This is a genomic window from Hydrogenophaga sp. (assembly GCF_030373225.1).
GTDB lineage: Bacteria > Pseudomonadota > Gammaproteobacteria > Burkholderiales > Burkholderiaceae_C > Hydrogenophaga.
Genome location: NZ_JAUCZG010000003.1, coordinates 152,953 through 172,231 on the forward strand (window position 1 = coordinate 152,953; position 19,279 = coordinate 172,231).

At 67.8% G+C, this 19,279-nt stretch carries 16 protein-coding genes; 9 read left to right on the forward strand and 7 right to left on the reverse strand.

Going from position 1 to position 19,279, the window contains the following annotated elements:
* Position 1 precedes the first annotated feature (1 nt).
* The 4 genes from QUV35_RS02950 to QUV35_RS02965 are packed head-to-tail and all read left to right on the forward strand — an operon-like array spanning position 2 to position 5,733.
* Positions 2 to 3,181, forward strand: a complete 3,180-nt coding sequence (locus tag QUV35_RS02950; protein WP_300870725.1) for an efflux RND transporter permease subunit — start codon at positions 2 to 4, stop codon at positions 3,179 to 3,181.
* A 51-nt stretch (positions 3,182 to 3,232) separates the two neighbouring features.
* Positions 3,233 to 3,940, forward strand: a complete 708-nt coding sequence (locus QUV35_RS02955) for a protein-L-isoaspartate O-methyltransferase (protein WP_300870726.1) — start codon at positions 3,233 to 3,235, stop codon at positions 3,938 to 3,940.
* A gap of 31 nt (positions 3,941 to 3,971) precedes the next feature.
* The gene (locus QUV35_RS02960; RefSeq protein ID WP_300870727.1) at positions 3,972 to 4,322 is read left to right on the forward strand and encodes a rhodanese-like domain-containing protein; all 351 of its coding nucleotides are present in this window, start codon (positions 3,972 to 3,974) and stop codon (positions 4,320 to 4,322) included.
* 52 nt (positions 4,323 to 4,374) lie between these two features.
* Positions 4,375 to 5,733: a TolC family outer membrane protein gene (locus QUV35_RS02965; RefSeq protein WP_300870728.1), complete on the forward strand. Its 1,359-nt coding sequence runs from the start codon at positions 4,375 to 4,377 to the stop codon at positions 5,731 to 5,733.
* Positions 5,734 to 5,737: 4 nt separating this feature from the next.
* Here the strand turns inward: QUV35_RS02965 and QUV35_RS02970 are convergent, their stop codons facing one another.
* Genes QUV35_RS02970 through QUV35_RS02995 form a run of 6 tightly spaced genes read right to left on the reverse strand, consistent with a single transcriptional unit; the run spans position 5,738 to position 11,871 of the window.
* The gene (locus QUV35_RS02970) at positions 5,738 to 6,829 is read right to left on the reverse strand and encodes a rhamnan synthesis F family protein (protein ID WP_300870729.1); all 1,092 of its coding nucleotides are present in this window, start codon (positions 6,827 to 6,829) and stop codon (positions 5,738 to 5,740) included.
* Complete coding sequence (locus tag QUV35_RS02975) at positions 6,826 to 8,052, reverse strand: O-antigen ligase (RefSeq protein ID WP_300870730.1); 1,227 nt, start codon at positions 8,050 to 8,052, stop codon at positions 6,826 to 6,828. The genes QUV35_RS02970 and QUV35_RS02975 overlap by 4 nt, the downstream gene beginning before the upstream one ends.
* A 34-nt stretch (positions 8,053 to 8,086) precedes the next feature.
* On the reverse strand, positions 8,087 to 9,208 hold the full coding sequence (neuC, locus tag QUV35_RS02980) for a UDP-N-acetylglucosamine 2-epimerase (RefSeq protein WP_300870731.1): 1,122 nt from the start codon (positions 9,206 to 9,208) through the stop codon (positions 8,087 to 8,089).
* Entirely contained in the window at positions 9,208 to 10,260 is a 1,053-nt protein-coding gene (locus QUV35_RS02985) for an N-acetylneuraminate synthase family protein (protein ID WP_300870732.1), read from the reverse strand. The genes neuC and QUV35_RS02985 overlap by 1 nt, the downstream gene beginning before the upstream one ends.
* On the reverse strand, positions 10,257 to 11,192 hold the full coding sequence (locus tag QUV35_RS02990) for a hypothetical protein (RefSeq protein WP_300870733.1): 936 nt from the start codon (positions 11,190 to 11,192) through the stop codon (positions 10,257 to 10,259). Before QUV35_RS02990 ends, QUV35_RS02985 begins: the two co-directional genes overlap by 4 nt.
* Positions 11,182 to 11,871 carry an acylneuraminate cytidylyltransferase family protein gene (locus QUV35_RS02995; RefSeq protein ID WP_300870734.1) on the reverse strand — a complete coding sequence of 230 codons (690 nt, stop codon included), beginning with the start codon at positions 11,869 to 11,871 and terminating at the stop codon, positions 11,182 to 11,184. Before QUV35_RS02995 ends, QUV35_RS02990 begins: the two co-directional genes overlap by 11 nt.
* A 133-nt stretch (positions 11,872 to 12,004) precedes the next feature.
* Between QUV35_RS02995 and QUV35_RS03000 the strand changes: the two genes are divergently transcribed.
* Positions 12,005 to 13,402, forward strand: a complete 1,398-nt coding sequence (locus QUV35_RS03000) for a glycosyltransferase N-terminal domain-containing protein (RefSeq protein WP_300870735.1) — start codon at positions 12,005 to 12,007, stop codon at positions 13,400 to 13,402.
* On the forward strand, positions 13,399 to 14,679 hold the full coding sequence (locus tag QUV35_RS03005) for a glycosyltransferase N-terminal domain-containing protein (protein ID WP_300870736.1): 1,281 nt from the start codon (positions 13,399 to 13,401) through the stop codon (positions 14,677 to 14,679). Before QUV35_RS03000 ends, QUV35_RS03005 begins: the two co-directional genes overlap by 4 nt.
* Before the next feature lie 31 nt (positions 14,680 to 14,710).
* Here the strand turns inward: QUV35_RS03005 and QUV35_RS03010 are convergent, their stop codons facing one another.
* Positions 14,711 to 16,093: a phosphomannomutase/phosphoglucomutase gene (locus QUV35_RS03010; RefSeq protein WP_300870737.1), complete on the reverse strand. Its 1,383-nt coding sequence runs from the start codon at positions 16,091 to 16,093 to the stop codon at positions 14,711 to 14,713.
* Positions 16,094 to 16,207: 114 nt separating this feature from the next.
* Here QUV35_RS03010 and QUV35_RS03015 point away from each other — a divergent pair, with 114 nt between their 5' ends.
* Genes QUV35_RS03015 through QUV35_RS03025 form a run of 3 tightly spaced genes read left to right on the forward strand, consistent with a single transcriptional unit; the run spans position 16,208 to position 19,158 of the window.
* A complete protein-coding gene (locus tag QUV35_RS03015) occupies positions 16,208 to 17,722 on the forward strand; it encodes an Ada metal-binding domain-containing protein (protein WP_300870738.1) in 1,515 nt (504 codons plus the stop codon).
* Positions 17,719 to 18,234 carry a methylated-DNA--[protein]-cysteine S-methyltransferase gene (locus tag QUV35_RS03020; protein ID WP_300870739.1) on the forward strand — a complete coding sequence of 172 codons (516 nt, stop codon included), beginning with the start codon at positions 17,719 to 17,721 and terminating at the stop codon, positions 18,232 to 18,234. The genes QUV35_RS03015 and QUV35_RS03020 overlap by 4 nt, the downstream gene beginning before the upstream one ends.
* 12 nt (positions 18,235 to 18,246) lie before the next feature.
* Positions 18,247 to 19,158, forward strand: coding sequence for a DMT family transporter (locus QUV35_RS03025; RefSeq protein WP_300870741.1), 912 nt, complete (start codon positions 18,247 to 18,249; stop codon positions 19,156 to 19,158).
* The last annotated feature ends 121 nt before the right edge of the window (positions 19,159 to 19,279 follow it).

A 19,279-nucleotide genomic window follows, 5' to 3' on the forward strand; every position in this document is an offset into this window, starting at 1 on the left:
CATGTGGTTCACCCAGGTCTCGCTGCGCAATCCGGTCTTCGCCACCATGGTGATGGTGGCCTTCGTGGTGCTCGGCATCTTCTCGTTCCAGCGCCTGCAGGTCGACCAGTTTCCCAACATCGACTTTCCGGTGGTGGTCGTCACCACCGCCTACCCGGGTGCTTCGCCCGAGATCGTTGAATCCGAGGTCACCCGCAAGGTGGAAGAAGCGGTCAACGCCGTGGCCGGCGTCAACACCCTGACCTCGCGCAGCTACGAAGGCTCCTCGATCGTCATCATCGAATTCCAGCTCACAGTGGACGGGCGCAAGGCGGCTGAAGACGTGCGCGAGAAGATGGGCATCCTGCGACCGGTGCTGCGCGACGAGGTGGAGGAGCCGCGCGTGCTGCGCTTCGACCCGGCGGCGCGCTCGATCTGGTCGGTCGCCGTCATTCCGGTGGCCGTGAACGGCCAGGCCCCCAGCGCGGTGGAGCTCACCACCTGGGCCGAACAAACGTTCAAGAAGCGGCTGGAGAACGTGCGCGGCGTGGGCTCGGTCACGCTGGTGGGCGGCACCAAGCGCGCCATCAACATCGAGCTCGACCCCTCGGCGATGGAAGCACTCGGTGTGACCACCGAGCAGGTCACCAGCGCCGTGCGCAACGAAAACCAGGACCTGCCGGTGGGCACGCTCAAGACCGGCGAGAGCGAACGTGTGGTGCAGGTGCTCTCGCGCCTGCAGAACCCGCAGGACTTCGGCGACATCATCGTCGCGCGCCGCGCCGGCCAGGCGGTGCGCCTGTCGCAGGTGGCCACGGTGAACGACGGCACCGAAGAAGTGCAGAGCCTGGCGCTCTACAACGGCCAGCGCACGCTGCTGCTGCAGGTGCAGAAGGCGCAGGACGAAAACACCATCGCCGTGACCGATGGCCTGAAGGCGGCCGTGGAGACGCTGCGCGCCGAGCTCCCGCCCGGCGTACGGCTCGAGCAGATCGCCGACGGATCGCGGCCGATCCGGGTGTCGGTGGACAACGTGCGCCGCACGCTGATCGAAGGCGCACTGCTCACCGTGCTGATCGTGTTCCTGTTCCTGAACTCCTGGCGCTCCACCGTCATCACCGGCCTCACGCTGCCGATCGCGCTGATCGGCACCTTCTTCTTCATGAACCTGTTCGGCTTCACCATCAACATGATCACGCTGATGGCGCTCACGCTCTCGGTGGGTCTGCTGATCGACGACGCCATCGTGGTGCGCGAGAACATCGTGCGCCACGTGCAGATGGGCAAGACGCCGTACAACGCAGCCATGGAGGGCACGCAGGAGATCGGCCTGGCCGTGCTGGCCACCACGCTGTCCATCGTCGCGGTGTTCCTGCCCATCGGCTTCATGGGCGGCATCATCGGCAAGTTCTTCCACGAGTTCGGCATCACCATGGTGGCCGCGGTGCTCATCTCGATGTTCGTGAGCTTCACGCTCGACCCGATGCTGTCGTCGGTGTGGCACGACCCCGAGATTGAAAAACACGGCAAGGGCGGTGCCCCGCGCACCCTGTATGACAAGACCATCGGTCGCGTCACCGGCTGGTTCGACCGTTTCCAGGACGACCTGGCCGACACCTACCAGACCACGCTGCGCTGGTCGCTCAAACACAAGCTGGCCACGCTCGGTGTGGCGCTGGCCACCTTTGTGGGCAGCCTGTTCGTGCTGCCGCTGCTGGGCACCGAGTTCGTGCCCAAGGCCGACTTCTCGGAAACCTCGCTGAGCTTTCACACACCGGTGGGCTCCTCGCTGCAGGCCACCGAAGCCAAGACGCGCGAGGTCGAAGGCATCCTGCGCCAGTTCCCGCAAGTGCAGTACACCCTGTCCACCCTCAACACCGGCAACGCCCAGGGCACCATGTACGCCAGCGTCTATGTGCGCCTGGTCGACCGAAAGGACCGCACGCTGAGCGCCGACGCGATGTCGGCCCAGCTGCGCGAGCGCCTGCGCAGCGTGCCCGGCATCACCGTCACCCACGTGGGCCTGCTCGACGCGGTGGGCGGCAACAAGCAGGTGGAGTTTTCCCTGCAAGGCGACGACCTGGCCGAGCTGGAGCGCCTGAGCGCTGCGGTGATGGAACGCATCCGGCCCATCGTCGGCCTGGTGGATCTGGACGCCAGCGTGAAGCCCAACAAGCCCACGGTGGACGTGAAGATGCGCCGCGAGCTGGCGTCGGACGCCGGCATGAACGTGGCTGCGGTCGGCGCCGCGCTGCGCACGCTGGTGGCCGGCACCACGGTCGGGAACTGGCGCGCGCAGAACGGCGAGAGCTACGACGTGAACGTGCAACTGGCCGCCAGCGGTCGCGAGCGCGCCAGCGACCTGGAGCAGTTGCCGTTCATGGTGGGCACCGCCGCAGACGGCACCGCGCGCGTGGTGCGCCTGGGCCAGGTGGCCGAGGTGGTGGCGAGCACCGGCCCGAACCAGATCAACCGACGCAACCTCAACCGGGAGGTCTCGATCAACGCCAACGTGTTCGGCCGCTCGGCCGGCGAGGTGTCGGCCGAGATCCGGCAGGTGCTCGACAGCACCCCGTTCCCGCCCGGCTACCGCTACGAGTTCGGCGGCTCCACCAAAAACATGCAGGAGTCCTTCGGCTACGCCCTCTCGGCGCTGGCCCTGGCCATCATCTTCATCTACATGATCCTGGCCAGCCAGTTCCAGAGTTTCCTGCAGCCGCTGGCGCTCATGACGGCACTGCCACTCACGCTGATCGGGGTGGCGCTGGCGCTGCTCATGTTCGGCTCCACCATGAGCATGTTCTCGGTCATCGGCATCGTGCTGCTCATGGGCCTGGTGACCAAGAACGCCATCCTGCTGGTCGACTTCGCGATCCGGGCCCGCAACGGTCTGGCCGGCGAGGCACCGATGGACCGCGAGTCGGCCCTGCTGATGGCGGCCCGTGTGCGGCTGCGCCCCATCCTCATGACCACGCTGGCCATGGTCTTCGGCATGGTGCCGCTGGCGTTCGCGCTCACCGAAGGCTCCGAGCAGCGTGCGCCCATGGGCCAGGCCGTGATCGGCGGGGTCATCACCTCCTCGCTGCTGACCCTGGTGGTGGTGCCGGTGATGTACTGCTACATGGACGATCTGGCGCAGTGGTTCCGGCGCAAGCTCGGCATGGGCACGGCAGCGGCAGAGCCCGCGGTGTCCGCTCCGTAAAATCCAGCCATCTGCTTCATCTCCCAGACGTCCCTCCCAGGAGCACCTTCCATGACGACCACAACCGATACCGCCATCCAGAACGGCTTTGACCACGCCCGCTTCAACATGATCGAGCAGCAGATCCGCCCCTGGGAAGTGCTGTCCCCGCAGGTGCTGGACCTGCTCTCGCGCATCCGCCGCGAGGACTTCGTCCCGGCCGCGCACCGCTCGCTCGCCTTCGCCGACATGGAACTGCCGCTGACCCATCCCGCGGTCGAGGGCCAGTGCATGCTCGCGCCCAAGGTGGAGGCCCGCCTGCTGCAGGACCTGGACCTCAGGCCCTCCGACAAGGTGCTGGAAATCGGCAGCGGCAGTGGCTACATGGCCGCCTTGCTGGCCAGCCTCTCGCGCAGCGTGGTGTCCGTCGAGATCGACCCGGTGCTGGCCGCCACCGCCCGTGACAACCTGCGCAACGCCGGCATCGGCAACGCCGAGGTCAGGCATGCCGACGCTGCTGCGCAGGACTTTGCCGCCTGCAGCGTGAACGGCCCGTTCGACGCCATCCTGCTCAGCGGCTCGGTGGCCGAGCTGCCGCCAGCCTTGCTTGCCCTGCTGGCCCCCGGTGGCCGGCTGGCCGCCATCGTCGGCTTTGAACCCATGATGCGTGCCACCATCGTCACCCGCACGGGCGACGCCTCGTTCCAGACCGCGCAGCCCTGGGACACGGTGGCGCCGCGCCTGCTGAATTTTCCGGAGCCGTCCCGGTTCCGCTTTTGACACCCGCTGCAGGCACCCGCCAAGGACCCCCATGAAAGCGATTGCACCCGCACAACTCGACGAGTGGCTGGCCCAGGTGGCCGCCGGGGCACCGGCCGGCGGCTTGCCGGTTGTGCTCGACGTGCGCGAGCCCTGGGAGCTGCAGACCGCCAGCGTCAAGGGTGACAACTTCGAGTTGCGACACATCCCCATGCGCGGCGTGCCGCAGCGACTCGCCGAGCTCGACCGCGATCTGCCCATCGCCTGCCTGTGCCACCACGGCGTGCGCAGTGCCCAGGTGGCGAACTTCCTGATCCAGCAGGGGTTCACACAGGTCGTGAACATCCACGGTGGCATCCACGCCTGGTCGCAGGAACGCGACCCGGGTGTCCCGGTCTACTGACGCCACACCACACTCCCTGCATCCCATTGGCCCAGACGCCCAAAGGAATTTCATGAACGCCCCGCAAGCAACCCACCTCTCGCCGGCCCGATCCCATGCGCTGGGCCGACTGGCCGTGGCCGCCTGGCTGGCCCTGGGCGTGACCTCGGGCGCCAACGCCCAGAACCTGGTCGAGCTCTACGAAGCGGCGCGCCTCTACGACGCGACCTTCCTGTCGGCGCGTTCCCAATACGAGGCCAATCTCTTTCGCGCCGACCAGGCCAGGGCCGGCCTGCTGCCCGAGGTCGGCCTGGGGGCCGCTGCCAGCTGGGCGCGCCGCGACATCAACAACGGGCCGGGCAGCACCAGCAACAGCCAGAGCGCCACGCTCGCGGCCAGCCAGCCGCTGTACCGCCCGGCCAACAGGATCGCCAACGACCAGGCCCTGCTGTCGGTGGACGTCGCCAAGGCTGCGCTCACGCTGGCCGAACAAGACCTGATCGTGCGCACCACGCAGGCCTATTTCGACGTGCTGGCCGCCACCGACACGCTCGCTTTTGTGCGGGCCCAGAAAACCGCCGTGGGTGAACAGCTGGCTGCTGCCAAACGCAACTTCGAGGTCGGCACGACCACCGTGACCGACTCGCGCGAAGCACAGGCCGGTTTCGACCTCGTCGTGGCACAGGAAATCGCCGCCGAAAACGACCTGCGGGTGAAGCAGCTCGCGCTGAACCAGCTGGTGGGCATGGCCTCGGTGGTTCCCAAGCCCCTGGCCGCACCGGTCGTGCTGCCGCCGCTGCTGCCGGCCGACCCACAGGCGTGGGTGGCACTCAACGACGAGACGCACCCGACCATCCTGCAGGCCACGCGCGGGCTGGAAATCGCCGAGTTCGAGACCCGCAAGGCCGAAGCGGGCCACAAGCCCACGCTGGATCTGGTGGCGCAGTACCAGGTGGCCCGCGCGCCCTCCACCACCACCCTGACGCAGAACACTGTGCGCAGCAACAACGCCAGTGTCGGCGTGCAGTTCAACATGCCGCTGTTCGCCGGTTACGCCATCCAGAACCGGGTGATGGAAACCCTGTCGCTGCAGGACAAGGCCCGCACCGACCTCGAAGCGGCCCGGCGCGGTGTCGACCTGGCCACGCGCAGCGCGTTCCTCGGCGTGCTGTCGGGCCAGGGCCAGGTGAAGGCACTGGAAGCCGCAGAAGCCTCCAGCCAGAGCGCGCTGGACGCCAACCGCCTGGGCTACCAGGTGGGCGTGCGCATCAACATCGACGTGCTCAACGCACAAAGCCAGCTGTTCCAGACCAAACGCGACCTGGCCCAGGCACGCTACAACGTGTTGCTCGGCGGCCTGCGCCTGAAGCAGGCCAGCGGCAAACTCGTGCCGGAAGACCTGCTGCCGATCAATTCGCTGCTGGCGAAATAAGGCGTCAGCGCACGCTGGCCGCGATCTCGGCCAGCACCGCTGGTTCGGGCGCGGGCAGGTCGCCGGCCTGCACGGCTCGCAGGTACTGGCGGCGCATCCGCACCTGCAGCTCTCCCCGGTTCTTTTTCAGCAGGGGAATGCCCAGCAAACGGATGCTGGCAAAGCAGAACGACGAATGGAAGTTGCGCTTGTTCACCACCGCTCGAATGTGGGCGATGGCCTGGGCACGCCACGCCTGCGACCCGCCCTCGGCCTGCAGCAGGGCCTCGCCCTGCGACGCCAGGTCGGGGTCGGTGTAGGCGCCGTAGGTCAGCGTCTGGCGCAGGAAGTCTGCAGGCTGCTGCTCGACCGCCGCCATGAAGCGGTCCCGGGAGTACAAGCCCTCGCTGGACACACCGGCGGCAAACAGCGCGCGGGAAAAACCGCGTTCGCCACGTCGCACCGTGAGGTATTTGTTGCTGGTGGAGACGTAGTTGTTCCAGTAATTGATGAACACCTCCGAGGTCAGCACCGGCCGCTTGATCAGGAAAAAATACGACAGAAAGATGCCGGCGTGCTCGGTGTCCGACCCGGGCAGATCGACATGCCTGAGCGCACCGAGAAAGTCAGCCCGTGACGACTCCATCGTGCCCAGCATCGTCTCGTTGTGGTCGAGCGGAAACCACACGCTGTCGTTCAACACGATGAGGCACTCGGGCGACACCGACCAGTGCCAGAGCAAACGGATGCCGTCGCGGTATCCCCCGAAGTCGTAACCGAAATTCGGGCGTTCGACGAAACGCCAGACCCAGCGGCCCACGGTCTGTTCATCGACGGCGGAAAGGGGCGAGTTGGCCACCAGCACCACCGAATAGCCACGTTCGCTGAGATGGCGGCAGGTGGCCACCGCCGAAGCCGACAGGCCACGCGGCTGGTACACGAGGAAGATGGCGACCTTGCTGCGCAGCGGCGCCACGCCGTTGACGACACGAAAGTCGCCGGGAAACCGGCTGTCGAGTCGCCGCTGCCGGGCGGGGCCGATCAGTCGCTCGGGAATCGCCTGCAGCTGCTGTCGCGCGGTCTCGAGCTCGCGCCGGATCTTCCAGCCCGGGATCATGCGGCGGGCTCCGGCACCAAGGGTTGATGGCCGGGCAGACCGGGTGGGCGCCATCCGGCCATGAGCAAGGGCAGCACCGAGGCGAACAGGTGGCGCTCGGTCGTCACCCAGAAGGGCCCGTTGATGAAGCTGTCCACGAACAGGATGGCCAGAAACGCCACCAGCAGGTTGCGGTAGCGTGGACCCAGCTTGAAGGCGGCCGCCAGCGCCCGCTGCATGAGCATCACGTAGAACACGAGTCCGAACACGCCGAATTCGACCGCCAGAAAAAGAAACTGGTTGTGCGGATGGAAACACGAGACCGAACACACACCCGGATCGGTGTAGATGAGTTCGCTCAGCACCCGGTAGCTCGCGGTGCCATGGCCCCACAGAGGGCTGAGCAGAAACATCTCCATCGCGTTTTTCCACATCTCCAGACGAAAGCCGGTGGAGGTGGTGAGCACGCCGGCCTCGGTGTATTGCGCAAGGTCGGTCAGTACCTCGGCGACCCGCTCACGCAGCAGGGGCGACGACAGGAACAGAACCCCCATCGCGAGCACGACCAGCGCCAGCACGCGCACGCGCCATCGCGCCGGTGGCGCCACCCACGCCAGGGCACAGAACATCGCCAGCAACACCACCTGCCCCGTGCGACCCTGCAGCAGGTGCGTGATGCTGAAGACGGTGAGGGCCGCCACCAGTGCCCATGCCCAACGCAGCGAAGGCCTGCGGGCATCCAGAGCGATCACCACCGCCAGCGCGGTGAAGAACGACATCGCCAGGCCCTGCGCGATGTAGTCGTTGAACACGTGGTGGCTGACCCCGAAGCCCTGGTTGTTGCTGTCGGACCAGGGAACGGTGAACCAGATGTTGGCGTAGGTGCTGGCGACCGTGATCACCGACCCCGCCACAAACGCCAGCAAGCCGCGACGTTGCCAGCGTGGATCATGGAACAGGGTCAGCAGCATGAGCATCAGCGGCAGCTTGCTGTAGACGTACAGGTGGTGCCCCAGGTAGGCCCGGGGGGCATCGGTGTAGGTGATGCCGATCAGCACCAGGGCCGACAGCAGCACCGCCGGCAGCGTGATCGGATTGCGACGGATCACGTCGAACTTCCAGCGCCAGCGTCCGGACAGGAACCAGCCGATCAGGACCAGCAGGATGCCGATGTTGACCAGCGCAATCGAGGTGGGAACGCCGAGCAGCAGGGCCACGGCACCGCCCTTGGCGGTGTTGTCCATGGCGGACTCGAAACGCGCGCGCGCGACCTGCAGGTCAATCACCGGCAAAGGCCTTCTGCAGCGGCTTGAGCCAGAAGTCGGGCCGGTTGAGCACCTCCACGAAGCCGGCGGCGGCATGCCCCGCCCCGAACAGGGTGTCCGCCTGGAAGCGCTGGCCCCAGCGCTCGCCGAGGAAAGCATCGATCAGCTCGCGGTCCATCGCCGAGCAGGAGGTGATGGATGCCCCGCTGGCCCGCCGGTGCTGGCGCGTGCCCACGTCCAGGCTCGGCACGCCGAGAAACGGCGCTTCGCGCACGCCTGCGCTGCTGTTGCCCACCATCGCCGAGGCGTTCTTCATGAGCTCGGAAAAATAGTTGAAGCGCATCGACGGAATCTGCCGAAAACGATCCGCCGGCAGACGCTCCAGCACCGCGAAGATGTCTTCGGTACCGGGGTCGTTGTTGGGGGCGATGACCACAAAATGGCGGCCGCTGGCTTGTAGCCGGTCGAACAGGGCTTGCGCCTGCGCGCCGATGGTCCCGGCCTCCGAGGTGACCGGATGGAAGATCGCGATGCCGTAGTCGTCGAACGGGATGGCGTAGCGCTCCTTCACCTGCGCCAGCGTCACACCCGACGGCCTGGCGTGGGTGTCGAGTTCGGGTGAGCCGATGTTGTAGACGCTCTCGGGCGATTCACCGAGCGCCAGCACACGCTGTTTCGCCCCCTCGGAGCTCACGAAGTGCGCGGCGCAGAGTTTGGTGTTGCAGTGGCGGATGCTCTCGTCGATGGTGCCCGAGACCTCGCCCCCTTCAATGTGGGCCGAGGGGATGTACTTCATGGCGCAGACGATGGACGCAGCAAGTGCCTCGACACGGTCGCCATGGATCACCACAAGGTCGGGCCGGTGCTCGTGCACGAAGTCGGAAAAACCCAGGATGGTCTTGGAGAGGATGAAATCCTGCGCGTCGCCTTCGCGCTGGTTCACAAACTCGAAAAAATCGGCGCCGGGGAAACGCTTGACCTCCAGCCGGGTCTCGCCATAGCGCCGCATCATGTGCATGCCGGTGATGAAGAAGCCCACCGCGAAGCCGGCGTGCTGGGCGGCCAGCGCGAGCGGTTCGAGCTTGCCGAAATCGGCCCGCGTTCCGGTGACGAAGAGCAGGCGCTGGCGGCTCATCACGAATTCACTTGCGGTTTCACGCCGTCGAGATCGCTCCACAGCAATTGCTGGTTGCGCTTGACGGCGCGCGTGAGCCGGGCGCCCACGAGACGGTCGAAATGCTGCACCGAAATCTCCCCCGAGCCCGGTCGCCGCGCCCAGATGTCGGCAGGCGTGACCACATGCCCGGCGGGCAGGTCGCGGTCGGCCACCATGGAGCCGCGTGCGAAACGGTACACATCTTCTTCGGGTGCCGTGCGCACCTTGGGGTTGTGCAGCGCGGTGTGGATCTCGCGCGATCGGTCGATCAGGAACTTGAGCTCGGCCGGGTCCATCGAGCAGGAGATGTCCGGGCCCTTGCGGTAGCGGGTGTCGGTGAAGTGACGCTCCAGGATGCAGGCGCCCAGGGCCACCGCCGAGAGCGCCATCTCGGGGCCGATGCTGTGGTCGGAGAAGCCGATCACCGCCCGCGGGAAGGCGTTCTTCAGTTCGGTGATGCCCTGCAGGCTCACGATCTCGGGTGGCGAGGGATAGAGGTTGGTGCACTCCAGCAGCGCATAGTCCACCCCGGCATCGTCCAGCGCCTGCACCGAGGGCCGCATGCCGTCGATGGTCTGCATGCCGGTGCTCATGATGATGGGCCGCCCGAAGCTGGCGATGTGGCGGATCAGCGGCACGTGGTTGCATTCGCCCGAGCCGATCTTGAACGCGGACACACCGATGTCGTTGAGGAAGTCGGCCGCGGCGCGCGAGAACGGGGTGGAGATGTAGATCATGCCGAGCGACTCGGCATGTTTCTTGAGCGCGATTTCGTCGTCTTTCGAGAGCGCGCATTCTTCCATCACGTCCCAGATCGATTTGTCGGCATTGGGCGGAAAGATCTGTTTCGCCTCGTCGGTCATCTCGTCGTCGACGAAGTGCGTCTGGTGCTTGACCATTTCGCAGCCGGCGCGGTGGGCTGCAAGCACCATGCCTTTGGCCACCTCCAGGCTGCCGCCATGGTTGATGCCGATTTCGGCCACGACCAGCGGGGGGTGTGCGGGAGAGATGTCGCGGTGGGCGATTTTCATGAAGGCCTCTTGCCAATGGCGTCGGGGGATTGCAGGGAACCGGCGTAGAACGCCTGGATTCTGGAGCGCATGAAACCCAGCGTCTTTTCACTCCAGATCAGCTTGCGCGATTTTTCGTCAACGATCACATCGCCCTCTTTCAGCGAGAGCAGTTTCTCGGGCTTGATCATCAGCCCGTTGAGCGTGACGGCCACCAGTGCGCTGCGCCGGCGCTGCACCCAGGGCAGGCGCGCCTTGATGTAGAGCCAGAAGCCCCAATGGAACATGTACTCGCCGGGAAACTTGACCGCGAAGGTGCCGGGAATGCGCACCATGTGCTCCTGCGCCACCCAACTGATGAAACGTTCGTCGGCCGCCATGGGGCGAAACTCCAGGCGCGGGTACTGCTCCAGCAGCGCCTTGAACCGCTCGGCAATGAAATGGCATTCGGCCGGGTGATAGATCACGAAAGACGAGTTGCCGCGCGCGTATCGGCGGCGATTGGTCCAGCGGTAGAGGGTGCGTCCGATCCAGCCGAACGGGATGATGGCGCTGTGCAGGATCGCCACGGTCTGCCGGTTCTCCATCAAGGCCAGGCCGGTGCCCAGGTCCCCCAGCACGATGGTGTCCAGATCGACATAGATCGCGGGCAGGTCGGTGGGCACGATGCCGTGCTCGAACATCACCAGCTTGGCCTGGCAGCCCGAGGTCTTGAGCCTGTCCTGCAGCCAGTAGTCGGGAAACCGGACCAGCCCGATGGCATCGGCCAGGCCGGCGTGTTCGCGGTCCGAGATCAGGATGAAGCGCGGTGGCGACGAGGCCTTGTCGGCGATGCTGCGCGCGAGGTTGTTGATGAGCGAGGTGGGGTACTTCGTGCCCCAGCAGATCATCACGCACTGCCAGGTGGGCGCGGCGTACAGGTCCAGGTGATCGGTGTTCGGCTCACTCGCCATGCGCGGCCCCCAGCGCGGCTTCGCAGCGTTCGAAGTCCTCCAGCGAGTCGATGTCCTGGCTGCGTTCCACCGGCATCTCCACCACCCCGATGCGCTCGGAGACGAAGCTGCCGCTGGCCACGAAACGTTCGGCGTTCAACACATAGAGCGCACCGTTGGGACGCACCACCGGCGGCAGGCTCTGACGATTGGCGAAGCAATAGGCCGGATCCGACAGCGGCTGGAATCGGTTGCCGCGCAGCGTGCCCCACTTGAGCACACCCCGATCGGCGCTCGTGACCGACATCACCAGTTCGAAATAGCCACCGGCAAACACCGCCAGCGCGGCGTCGATGTCGCTGCACCGGCGCAGTGGCGAAGTGGCCTGCAGCAACACCACCGTGCCGTGGCAGTCGGCGGCGTGCAGCGCGTGTTGCAGCACCGGGGCCATGGGCACGCTGTCGCCCGAGAGTTCGGACGGGCGCTCCACCAGCGTCACCTCGGCAGGCAGTTCGGCCCACAGCACCTCGGGGATGTCGGTCGTGATCACCACGCGCGAAGCGCCGGCCTGCAGCGCCTGGTCCACCGCATGGCGGTACAGGGGCTTGCCGGCCAGCGGGCGGATGTTTTTGGAGGGCAGGCCCTTGGATCCGGCGCGCAGTGGAATGACTGCGGTCCAGGCCGGCGTGGGAAGGGGCATCGGTGGGGTTCCTGTGTGGAAGGCGGCCCGCTGGGAGGGCCTGCCTGAGGGCGTAACTATACTGAATGGCCTTCGTCCGGAGCCCCTGGCGCGACGCGCAGGCACCCCCGCCCGTACCGTATCGTCCCCACTGATGGCATCCCCCTCCTCCACGTCCACCGCCGCCCGCCCGTTTCCGCCCAGCTGGCGGCTGTCGTTGCTGATCGGCGTGTACGAGGCGCTGTGGCACCTGCTGCTGCCGGTGTTCCTGCTGTTCTTGTGGCAACGCGGCCGGCGCGAGCCGCTGTACAGGGCGCACTGGAGCGAGCGTTTCGGTGCGGCGCCCACCGGGCCGGACCGCCCGGTCTGGGTCCACTCGGCCTCCATGGGCGAGCTGCGCGGCGCCGCACCGCTGGTGCATGCCCTGCTGGCGGCGGGGTATCCGGTCTTCATCACCACGCTCACGCCGGCGGGCCGCACGGCGGCCCACACATTGTTTGCCGAAGCGATGGCGCAGCAGCGCCTGCGGGTGAGCTACGTGCCGTTCGAGCTCGGCTGGGCGGTGCGCCGGCTGATCCGGCGGGTGCACCCGCGCGCGGCACTCATGACCGAGATCGACACCTGGCCGGTGTTGCTCGCCACCATCCGCCGCCAGGGCGTGCCGCTGGCCATGGCGAACGCCCAGTACCCGAAGAAGAGCATCGTGCGCGACCGGAAATGGGGCGGCTTTCGCGCCGGCATCTTCCAGGCCTACGAGCTGGTGCTGTGCAAGTCCGAAACCCACGCCCGGCGCTTTCGCGACGTGGGTTGCGCGCAGGTGGTGATCGCGGGCGAGACCCGCTTCGACCTCCCGGTGTCGCCGCAGCAGATCGCTGCCGCGCGGGCCCTGCTCGAACCCTGGCAGCTCGCCACGGCCTCCTGCGGGCAGCGGCCGGTGCTGTGTTTCGCCAGCGCCATCGTGGGCGAAGACGAGCCGTTCATCGACGCGATCCGGCAGGTGCAGGCGGGTCTGCAGGCCGCGGGCCTGCCGCCACCGCTGGTGGTCTACGTGCCGCGCAGCCCGCAGCGTTTTGATGCGGTGGTGCAGCTGTTTGAGGCGGCGGGCCTGCGCGTGGCGCGCCGCAGCCGCATGCTCGACGCCGCGCTGCAGCCCACACCCGATGCGCCCGACATGGCCGCCGTGGACGTGCTCATGGGCGACTCGCTGGGCGAGATGTATTTCTACCTCGCGCTCGCGCAGGTGGTGGTGGTGGGCGCGTCTTTCGTGCCGATGGGCGCGCACAACGTGATCGAACCGCTGGCGCTGAAGAAGCCGGTGATGGTCGGACCCAGCATCTGGGGCATCGAATACCCGGGCGTCGAAGCGCTGGCCGCGGGGGTGCTGCAACAGCACCTGACGATCGCCAGCCTCGCGGCCGCGCTGGTGCAACTGCTCACCTCACCCGCTGACTACGCACGCGCCATGGCGGGCGCCGATGCGTTTTACGCCGAACACGGCGGCGCCACCGCCAGGCACATGGCCACCCTCGTGCCCTGGCTGGAAACCCGATGACACCGGTGCGCCAGCCCCGGGCCCTGCAGGCCTACCTGGTGGTGGCCCGGCTGCTCGCGCCGGTCTGGCACAAGGGCTTGCAGCGGCGTTTGCTGCGCGGCAAGGAAACGCCACGCAGCGTGCGACAGAAACTGGGCAGCGAATACGCCGACCGTCCCGGCGGCACCCTGGTCTGGGGCCACGCGGTGGGGGTGGGCGAATCGATGGCGCTGGCCGGCCTGTTCGCCCGGCTCGGCGAGCAGCGCCCTGACTGCAGCTTCCTCATCACCACCACCGCGCGCACCTCGGGTGATGCGCTGCGCACCACCGGCCTGCCGGCGCGTTGCCAGCACCAGTTCGCCCCGGTCGACACGCCCGAGGCCGTCGCGCGTTTCCTCGATCACTGGCGGCCGTCGCTGGCCTTGTGGTGCGAGATGGACCTGTGGCCCGCGCTGATCGCCGAAACCGACGCGCGTGCGATCCCGCGCGTGCTGGTCAACGCGCGCCTGTCGCCCGAATCGCTGGCCAGGCGCCGCTGGGGCCGCTGGTTGTACCAGGCCCTGTTGCCCGGTTTTCGCGACCTGTTTGCACAGAACGAGGCCACCGCCGACGCGCTGCTGGCGCTGGGCGCACCGCGCGAACGGATCACGGTGAGCGGCACGATCAAGGCGCTGGTGCCCCCGCTGGGCTGCGATGCGGAGGACCTGCAGACCTGGCAGCAAGCCCTGACGGGCCGTCCTGTGTGGTTGCTCGCGTCCAGCCACCCGGGCGAGGAAGCCTTGGCCCTCGCGGCGCATGCGCGGCTGCGCGAACAGCGGCCCGATGCGCTGCTGGTGATCGCACCGCGCGCTCCCGCGCGCGGGCTGGAAGTGGCCACGCTCGCCGCCACAGCGGGTCTGCAGGACGTCCCGTTGCGCAGCACCGGTGCCCACGTCGCCACCCGCTGCCCGGTCTACATCGCCGACACCATCGGCGAGATGGGGTTGTGGTACCGGCTCGCGCCGGTGGCCCTGGTGGGCGGCTCGTTCGCCAGCGTGGGCGGCCACAACCCGCACGAACCTCTGGCGCTGGGCTGCGCCGTGCTGCATGGGCCCAACGTGTGGAACTTTGCCGAAAGCTATGAGCGCCTGGACAGCCTGCGCCAGGCCCGGCGGGTGGGCAGCGAGGCCGAGGTGGCGCAGGAAGTGGCTGCGGTGTGGGGAAGCAACCGGCCGGTGAACACCGCGGCCCTGGTGGACGCACAGGCCGAAGCGGTGATCGAGCGCGTTCTGGGCCACCTGCCCGATCCGGCGGTTTGAGGGAACCCGCCAGCGGCGGGGGTGAACCCGCTCAGTGCGCGCTGGCGCCCACCACAGCGTCGGGCTTGGCCTGCTTGAGCAAGGCCAGCATCACCGCTTCGATGCGGTGCAGCGCTTCGGTGGTCTGCCCCTCGAAGCGCAACACCAGCACCGGCGTGGTGTTGGAGGCGCGGATCAGGCCGAAACCATCGGGCCAGTCCACCCGCACACCGTCGATGGTGGACAGCTTCGCCGGCGCGTCGAACTTCGCCAGGGCCACCAGCTTCTCCACCACCGCGTGCGGCTCGCCTTCGGCGCAGGCCACGTTGAGTTCGGGCGTGCTGAAGCTGGTGGGCAAGGCATTGAGCACGTCGCTGGCGTCCGGGCTGCGGCTCACGATCTCGAGCAGGCGCGCGCCGGCGTAGGTGCCGTCGTCGAAGCCATACCAGCGCTCCTTGAAAAAGATGTGGCCGCTCATCTCGCCGCCCAGCGGGCTGTCGAGTTCCTTCATGCGGGCCTTGATCAGCGAATGACCGGTCTTGTAGATGTGGGCCACGCCGCCGGCCGCTTCAATGGCCGGGGCCAGCCGCTGCGAGCACTTGACGTCGAACACGATGTCGCCACCGGGCACGCGCGAGAGCACGTCCTGGGAGAACAGGATCATCTGGCGGTCGGGGTAGATGTTGGAGCCGTCCTTGGTGACGATGCCCAGGCGGTCACCGTCGCCATCGAAGGCCAGGCCGAGTTCGGCATCGGTTTCGCGCAGCGCGCGCATCACGTCCTGCAGGTTTTCCGGCTTGCTCGGATCCGGGTGGTGGTTGGGGAAGTTGCCGTCCACCTCGCTGAACAGCTCGACCACCTCGCAGCCGAGCGCGCGAAAGATCGCGGGCGCCGAGGCGCCGGCCACACCGTTGCCACAGTCCACCACGATCTTCATCGGGCGCGAGAGTTTGATGTCACCGACGATGCGCGCCTGGTAGGCCGCCTGCACATTGATCAGGCGCACCCGCCCGCCATCGGCACGCCGGTGTGTCTCGGCTTCCATGGTCTTGCGCAAGGCCTGGATGTCGTCACCGTAGATGGCGCGCCCGGCCAGCACCATCTTGAAACCGTTGTAGTCCCTGGGGTTGTGGCTGCCCGTGACCTGGATGCCGCTGTTGCACAGCGTGGCGGCAGCGAAATACAGCATGGGCGTGGTCGCCAGACCGATGTCGATCACGTCCACCCCGGCGGCGACCAGTCCACGGATCAGCGCTGCCGACAGGGCCGGCCCACTCAGGCGCCCGTCGCGCCCCACCGCCACGGACGTTTCGCCCAGGCTCATGGCCTGGGTGCCGAAAGCCAGCCCCAGCGCCTCGGCCACGTCTTCGTTGAGCGCGGTCGGGGTCACGCCGCGGATGTCGTAGGCCTTGAAGATCGAGGGGGTGACTTGCATGAGGGTGTCCTGGGTTCGGGGGGTTGCCCATTGTAGGAGTGAGCTTTGCGGCGAATGGAGTCACAGGTCCGGAAACGACCAGTCACGAAGCCCCGGTGCGCCTACCATTCACCCATGGACGCCACCCGGACTCACCACGCCGACGCCCGCTATCTCGCGATGTGCTCACGCGACGCCCGCTTTGACGGCCGCTTCTTCACCGGCGTGACCTCCACCGGCATTTACTGCCGGCCAGTGTGCTCGGTGCGCACGCCCAAACGCGAGAACTGCCGTTTTTTTGACCACGCTGCACAGGCCGAACGCGCCGGCTTTCGCCCCTGTCTGCGCTGCCGACCGGAACTCGCCCCGCTGGACCGGGCCTGGTCGGCGCAGGACGCCGGCGACATCCTCATGGGCCAGGCCACCCGGCTGCTGGACGACCCGCAGCGCTGGCACCTGTCCACGGACACCGGCCCGTCGGTGGCCGAACTGGCCGCGCGCCTGGGCGTGAGCGACCGCCACCTGCGCCGGCTGTTTGAAACGCGCCTGGGCGTCTCGCCGTTGCAGTACCTGCTGACCCGCAAGCTGCTGAGCGCCAAACAGCTGCTGGCCGACACGGCCTTGCCGGTCTCCGGGGTGGCACAGGCCAGCGGCTTTGCCAGCGTGCGCCGTTTCAACGCGGCGTTTCGCGCCCACTATGGGCTCAAGCCCACCGAGTTGCGCCGCAGCGCGCCATCACCGGGCCTGGGCAGTGCGGTGCGCCTGGGCTGGCGTCCGCCGTTCGATGCACGGGCCCTGCTGGGCTTCATGGCCACGCGGCAGATGCCGGGCGCCGAACATGTCGATCTCGACCGTTTGACGCTGGCACGCACGGTGCGGCTGGAATCGGCGGGTCGCATCCACACCGGCTGGTTGTCCGCCACGCTGGAGCCCGAGGCGCACCGGCTGTTGCTGCGCACCAGCGACAGCCTGCATGCGGTGCTGCCGGCGGTCATCTGGCGCGTGCGCGCGCTGTTCGATCTCGACGCCGACCCCCAGGCGATCAACGCCGCGTTGCAGGCCGACTTTCCTGGCGCCGACGGCCTGCGGGTGCCGGGGTGCTTCGATGGCTTCGAACTGGCCGTGCGGGCGGTGCTGGGCCAGCAGATCACGGTGGCCGCCGCACGCACACTGGCCACCCGGCTGCTGGCGCGCTTCGGTGAGCCGCTGCGCACGGACCACCCCGACCTGCACCGCCTGTTTCCCGGCGCCGGCGTGCTGGCAGCGGCCGCGCCCGACACACTGGGTGAACTCGGCATCGTGCGCCAGCGCCAGGCCGCCATCCAGGCGCTGGCCCGGGCGGTGGCCAGTGGTGCACTCGACCTGAGCCCGCATGCCGACCCGGCCAGCACCACGCAGGCGCTGGTGGCCCTGCCCGGCATCGGTGCCTGGACCGCCCAATACATTGCCATGCGCGCGCTGCGCTGGCCCGACGCCTGGCCGCAGGGCGACGTGGCACTGATCCAGTCGCTGGGCATCACCGGCAAGGGCCGGGCCGCGAGCGCCGAAGCCGACCACCTCGCTCTCGCGTGGCAGCCCTGGCGCAGCTACGCGGTCATCCGAACCTGGGCCGGCCTGTACCGCGCCCGACACGCCGAAACCCCAGCATGAAACACGAAGCCCAGGCCGTTCAAGCCACCATTGCGTCACCTCTGGGCGACATCCTCATCGCCGCCAGCGCACAAGGGCTGGTGGGCGTGTGGTTTCACGACCAGAAACACCTGCCCCTGGCCGAGGAACGGGCCCGCTGGCCGCAGCAGCCCGGGCACGCCGTGCTGCAGGCGGCCGCCAACCAGCTCGCGGGCTACTTCGCTGGCCGGCGAAGCACGTTCGACCTGCCGCTCGACCTGGGCCGCGGCACGGCGTTTCAGCAAAGCGTGTGGCAAGCCTTGCTCGAGATCCGGTGTGGAGACACGGCCAGCTACAGCGAGCTGGCACAACGCATCGGCAAACCCCGGGCGGTGCGCGCGGTGGGCGCGGCGGTGGGGCGCAACCCGGTGAGCGTGATCGTGCCTTGCCACCGGGTGGTGGGCGCCGGTGGCGCACTCACCGGCTATGCTGGCGGCCTCCCCCGCAAGAGCGCCCTGCTCGAACTCGAGGCCAGCGGCCGGTCGCTGCCCTGAACACCTGCTCCCATGCCTGTCACGTTGATTGCCGAATTCTTCCTTCTGGCTGCCCTGTGGGGCTCGTCTTTCCTCTTCATGCGACTGGGAGCGGCCGAATTCGGCATCGTGCCTACCGCGGGGCTGAGGGTGTTGCTGGCCGCGCTCTTCCTGCTGCCGGTGTTTCTGGTCAAGGGGGTCTGGGCCGATTTCCGCCGGCGCGCCCGGGCCATCCTGTTCGTCGGCCTGCTCAATTCGGGCATTCCGTTCATGTTGTTCGCGTTTGCCGTGATGCACATCACCACCGGGCTGACCTCCATCCTGAACGCCACCGTGCCGCTCACCGGCGCCGTGGTGGCCTGGCTGTGGCTCAAGGACCGTCCGGGTGGCTCGCGACTGCTGGGGCTGGCCATCGGCTTTGCCGGGGTCACGCTGCTGGTCATCGGCAAATCGGGCTTCAGCGCCACCGGTGTGGCCGGCGCCGGCTCCGCCGGCATCACCCTGCTGGCCATGGGCGCCTGTCTGCTGGCCACGCTGTGTTATGGCCTGGCGGCCAGCTTCACCAAACGCCACCTCACCGGCGCCCACCCCCTGGCCACCGCCACCGGCAGCCAGATCGGCGCCGCGCTTGGCCTGGCGGTGCCCATGTTGTGGTTCTGGCCCAGCCAGCCGGTGAGCATCACCGCCTGGGCCGCCGTCGCAGCGGTCGCGCTGCTGTGCACGTCCATCGCCTACATCCTGTTTTTCCACATCATCGAACAGGCAGGCCCGAGCAAGGCACTGACCGTCACCTTTCTGGTGCCGGTGTTTGCGCTGGGCTACGGCGCGCTGTTCCTGGGCGAGACGATCACGCCGTGGATGGTGGGTTGCGGTCTGGTGATCGTCTGCGGCACGGCCTTGTCCACCGGGCTGGTGCGCCTGCGCTGGCTGGAGCGGGCCGCCTGAGGCGGGGAGCGCCGGCGCAGTGCCGCAAGCGGCCTGGCTCCGATGACATCGCGGGCTGCTCAGCCCGCCTTCAAGGTGAACAACCGGGGAGAAGCGGAACCAGACTGTCGTCCCCCGGCAT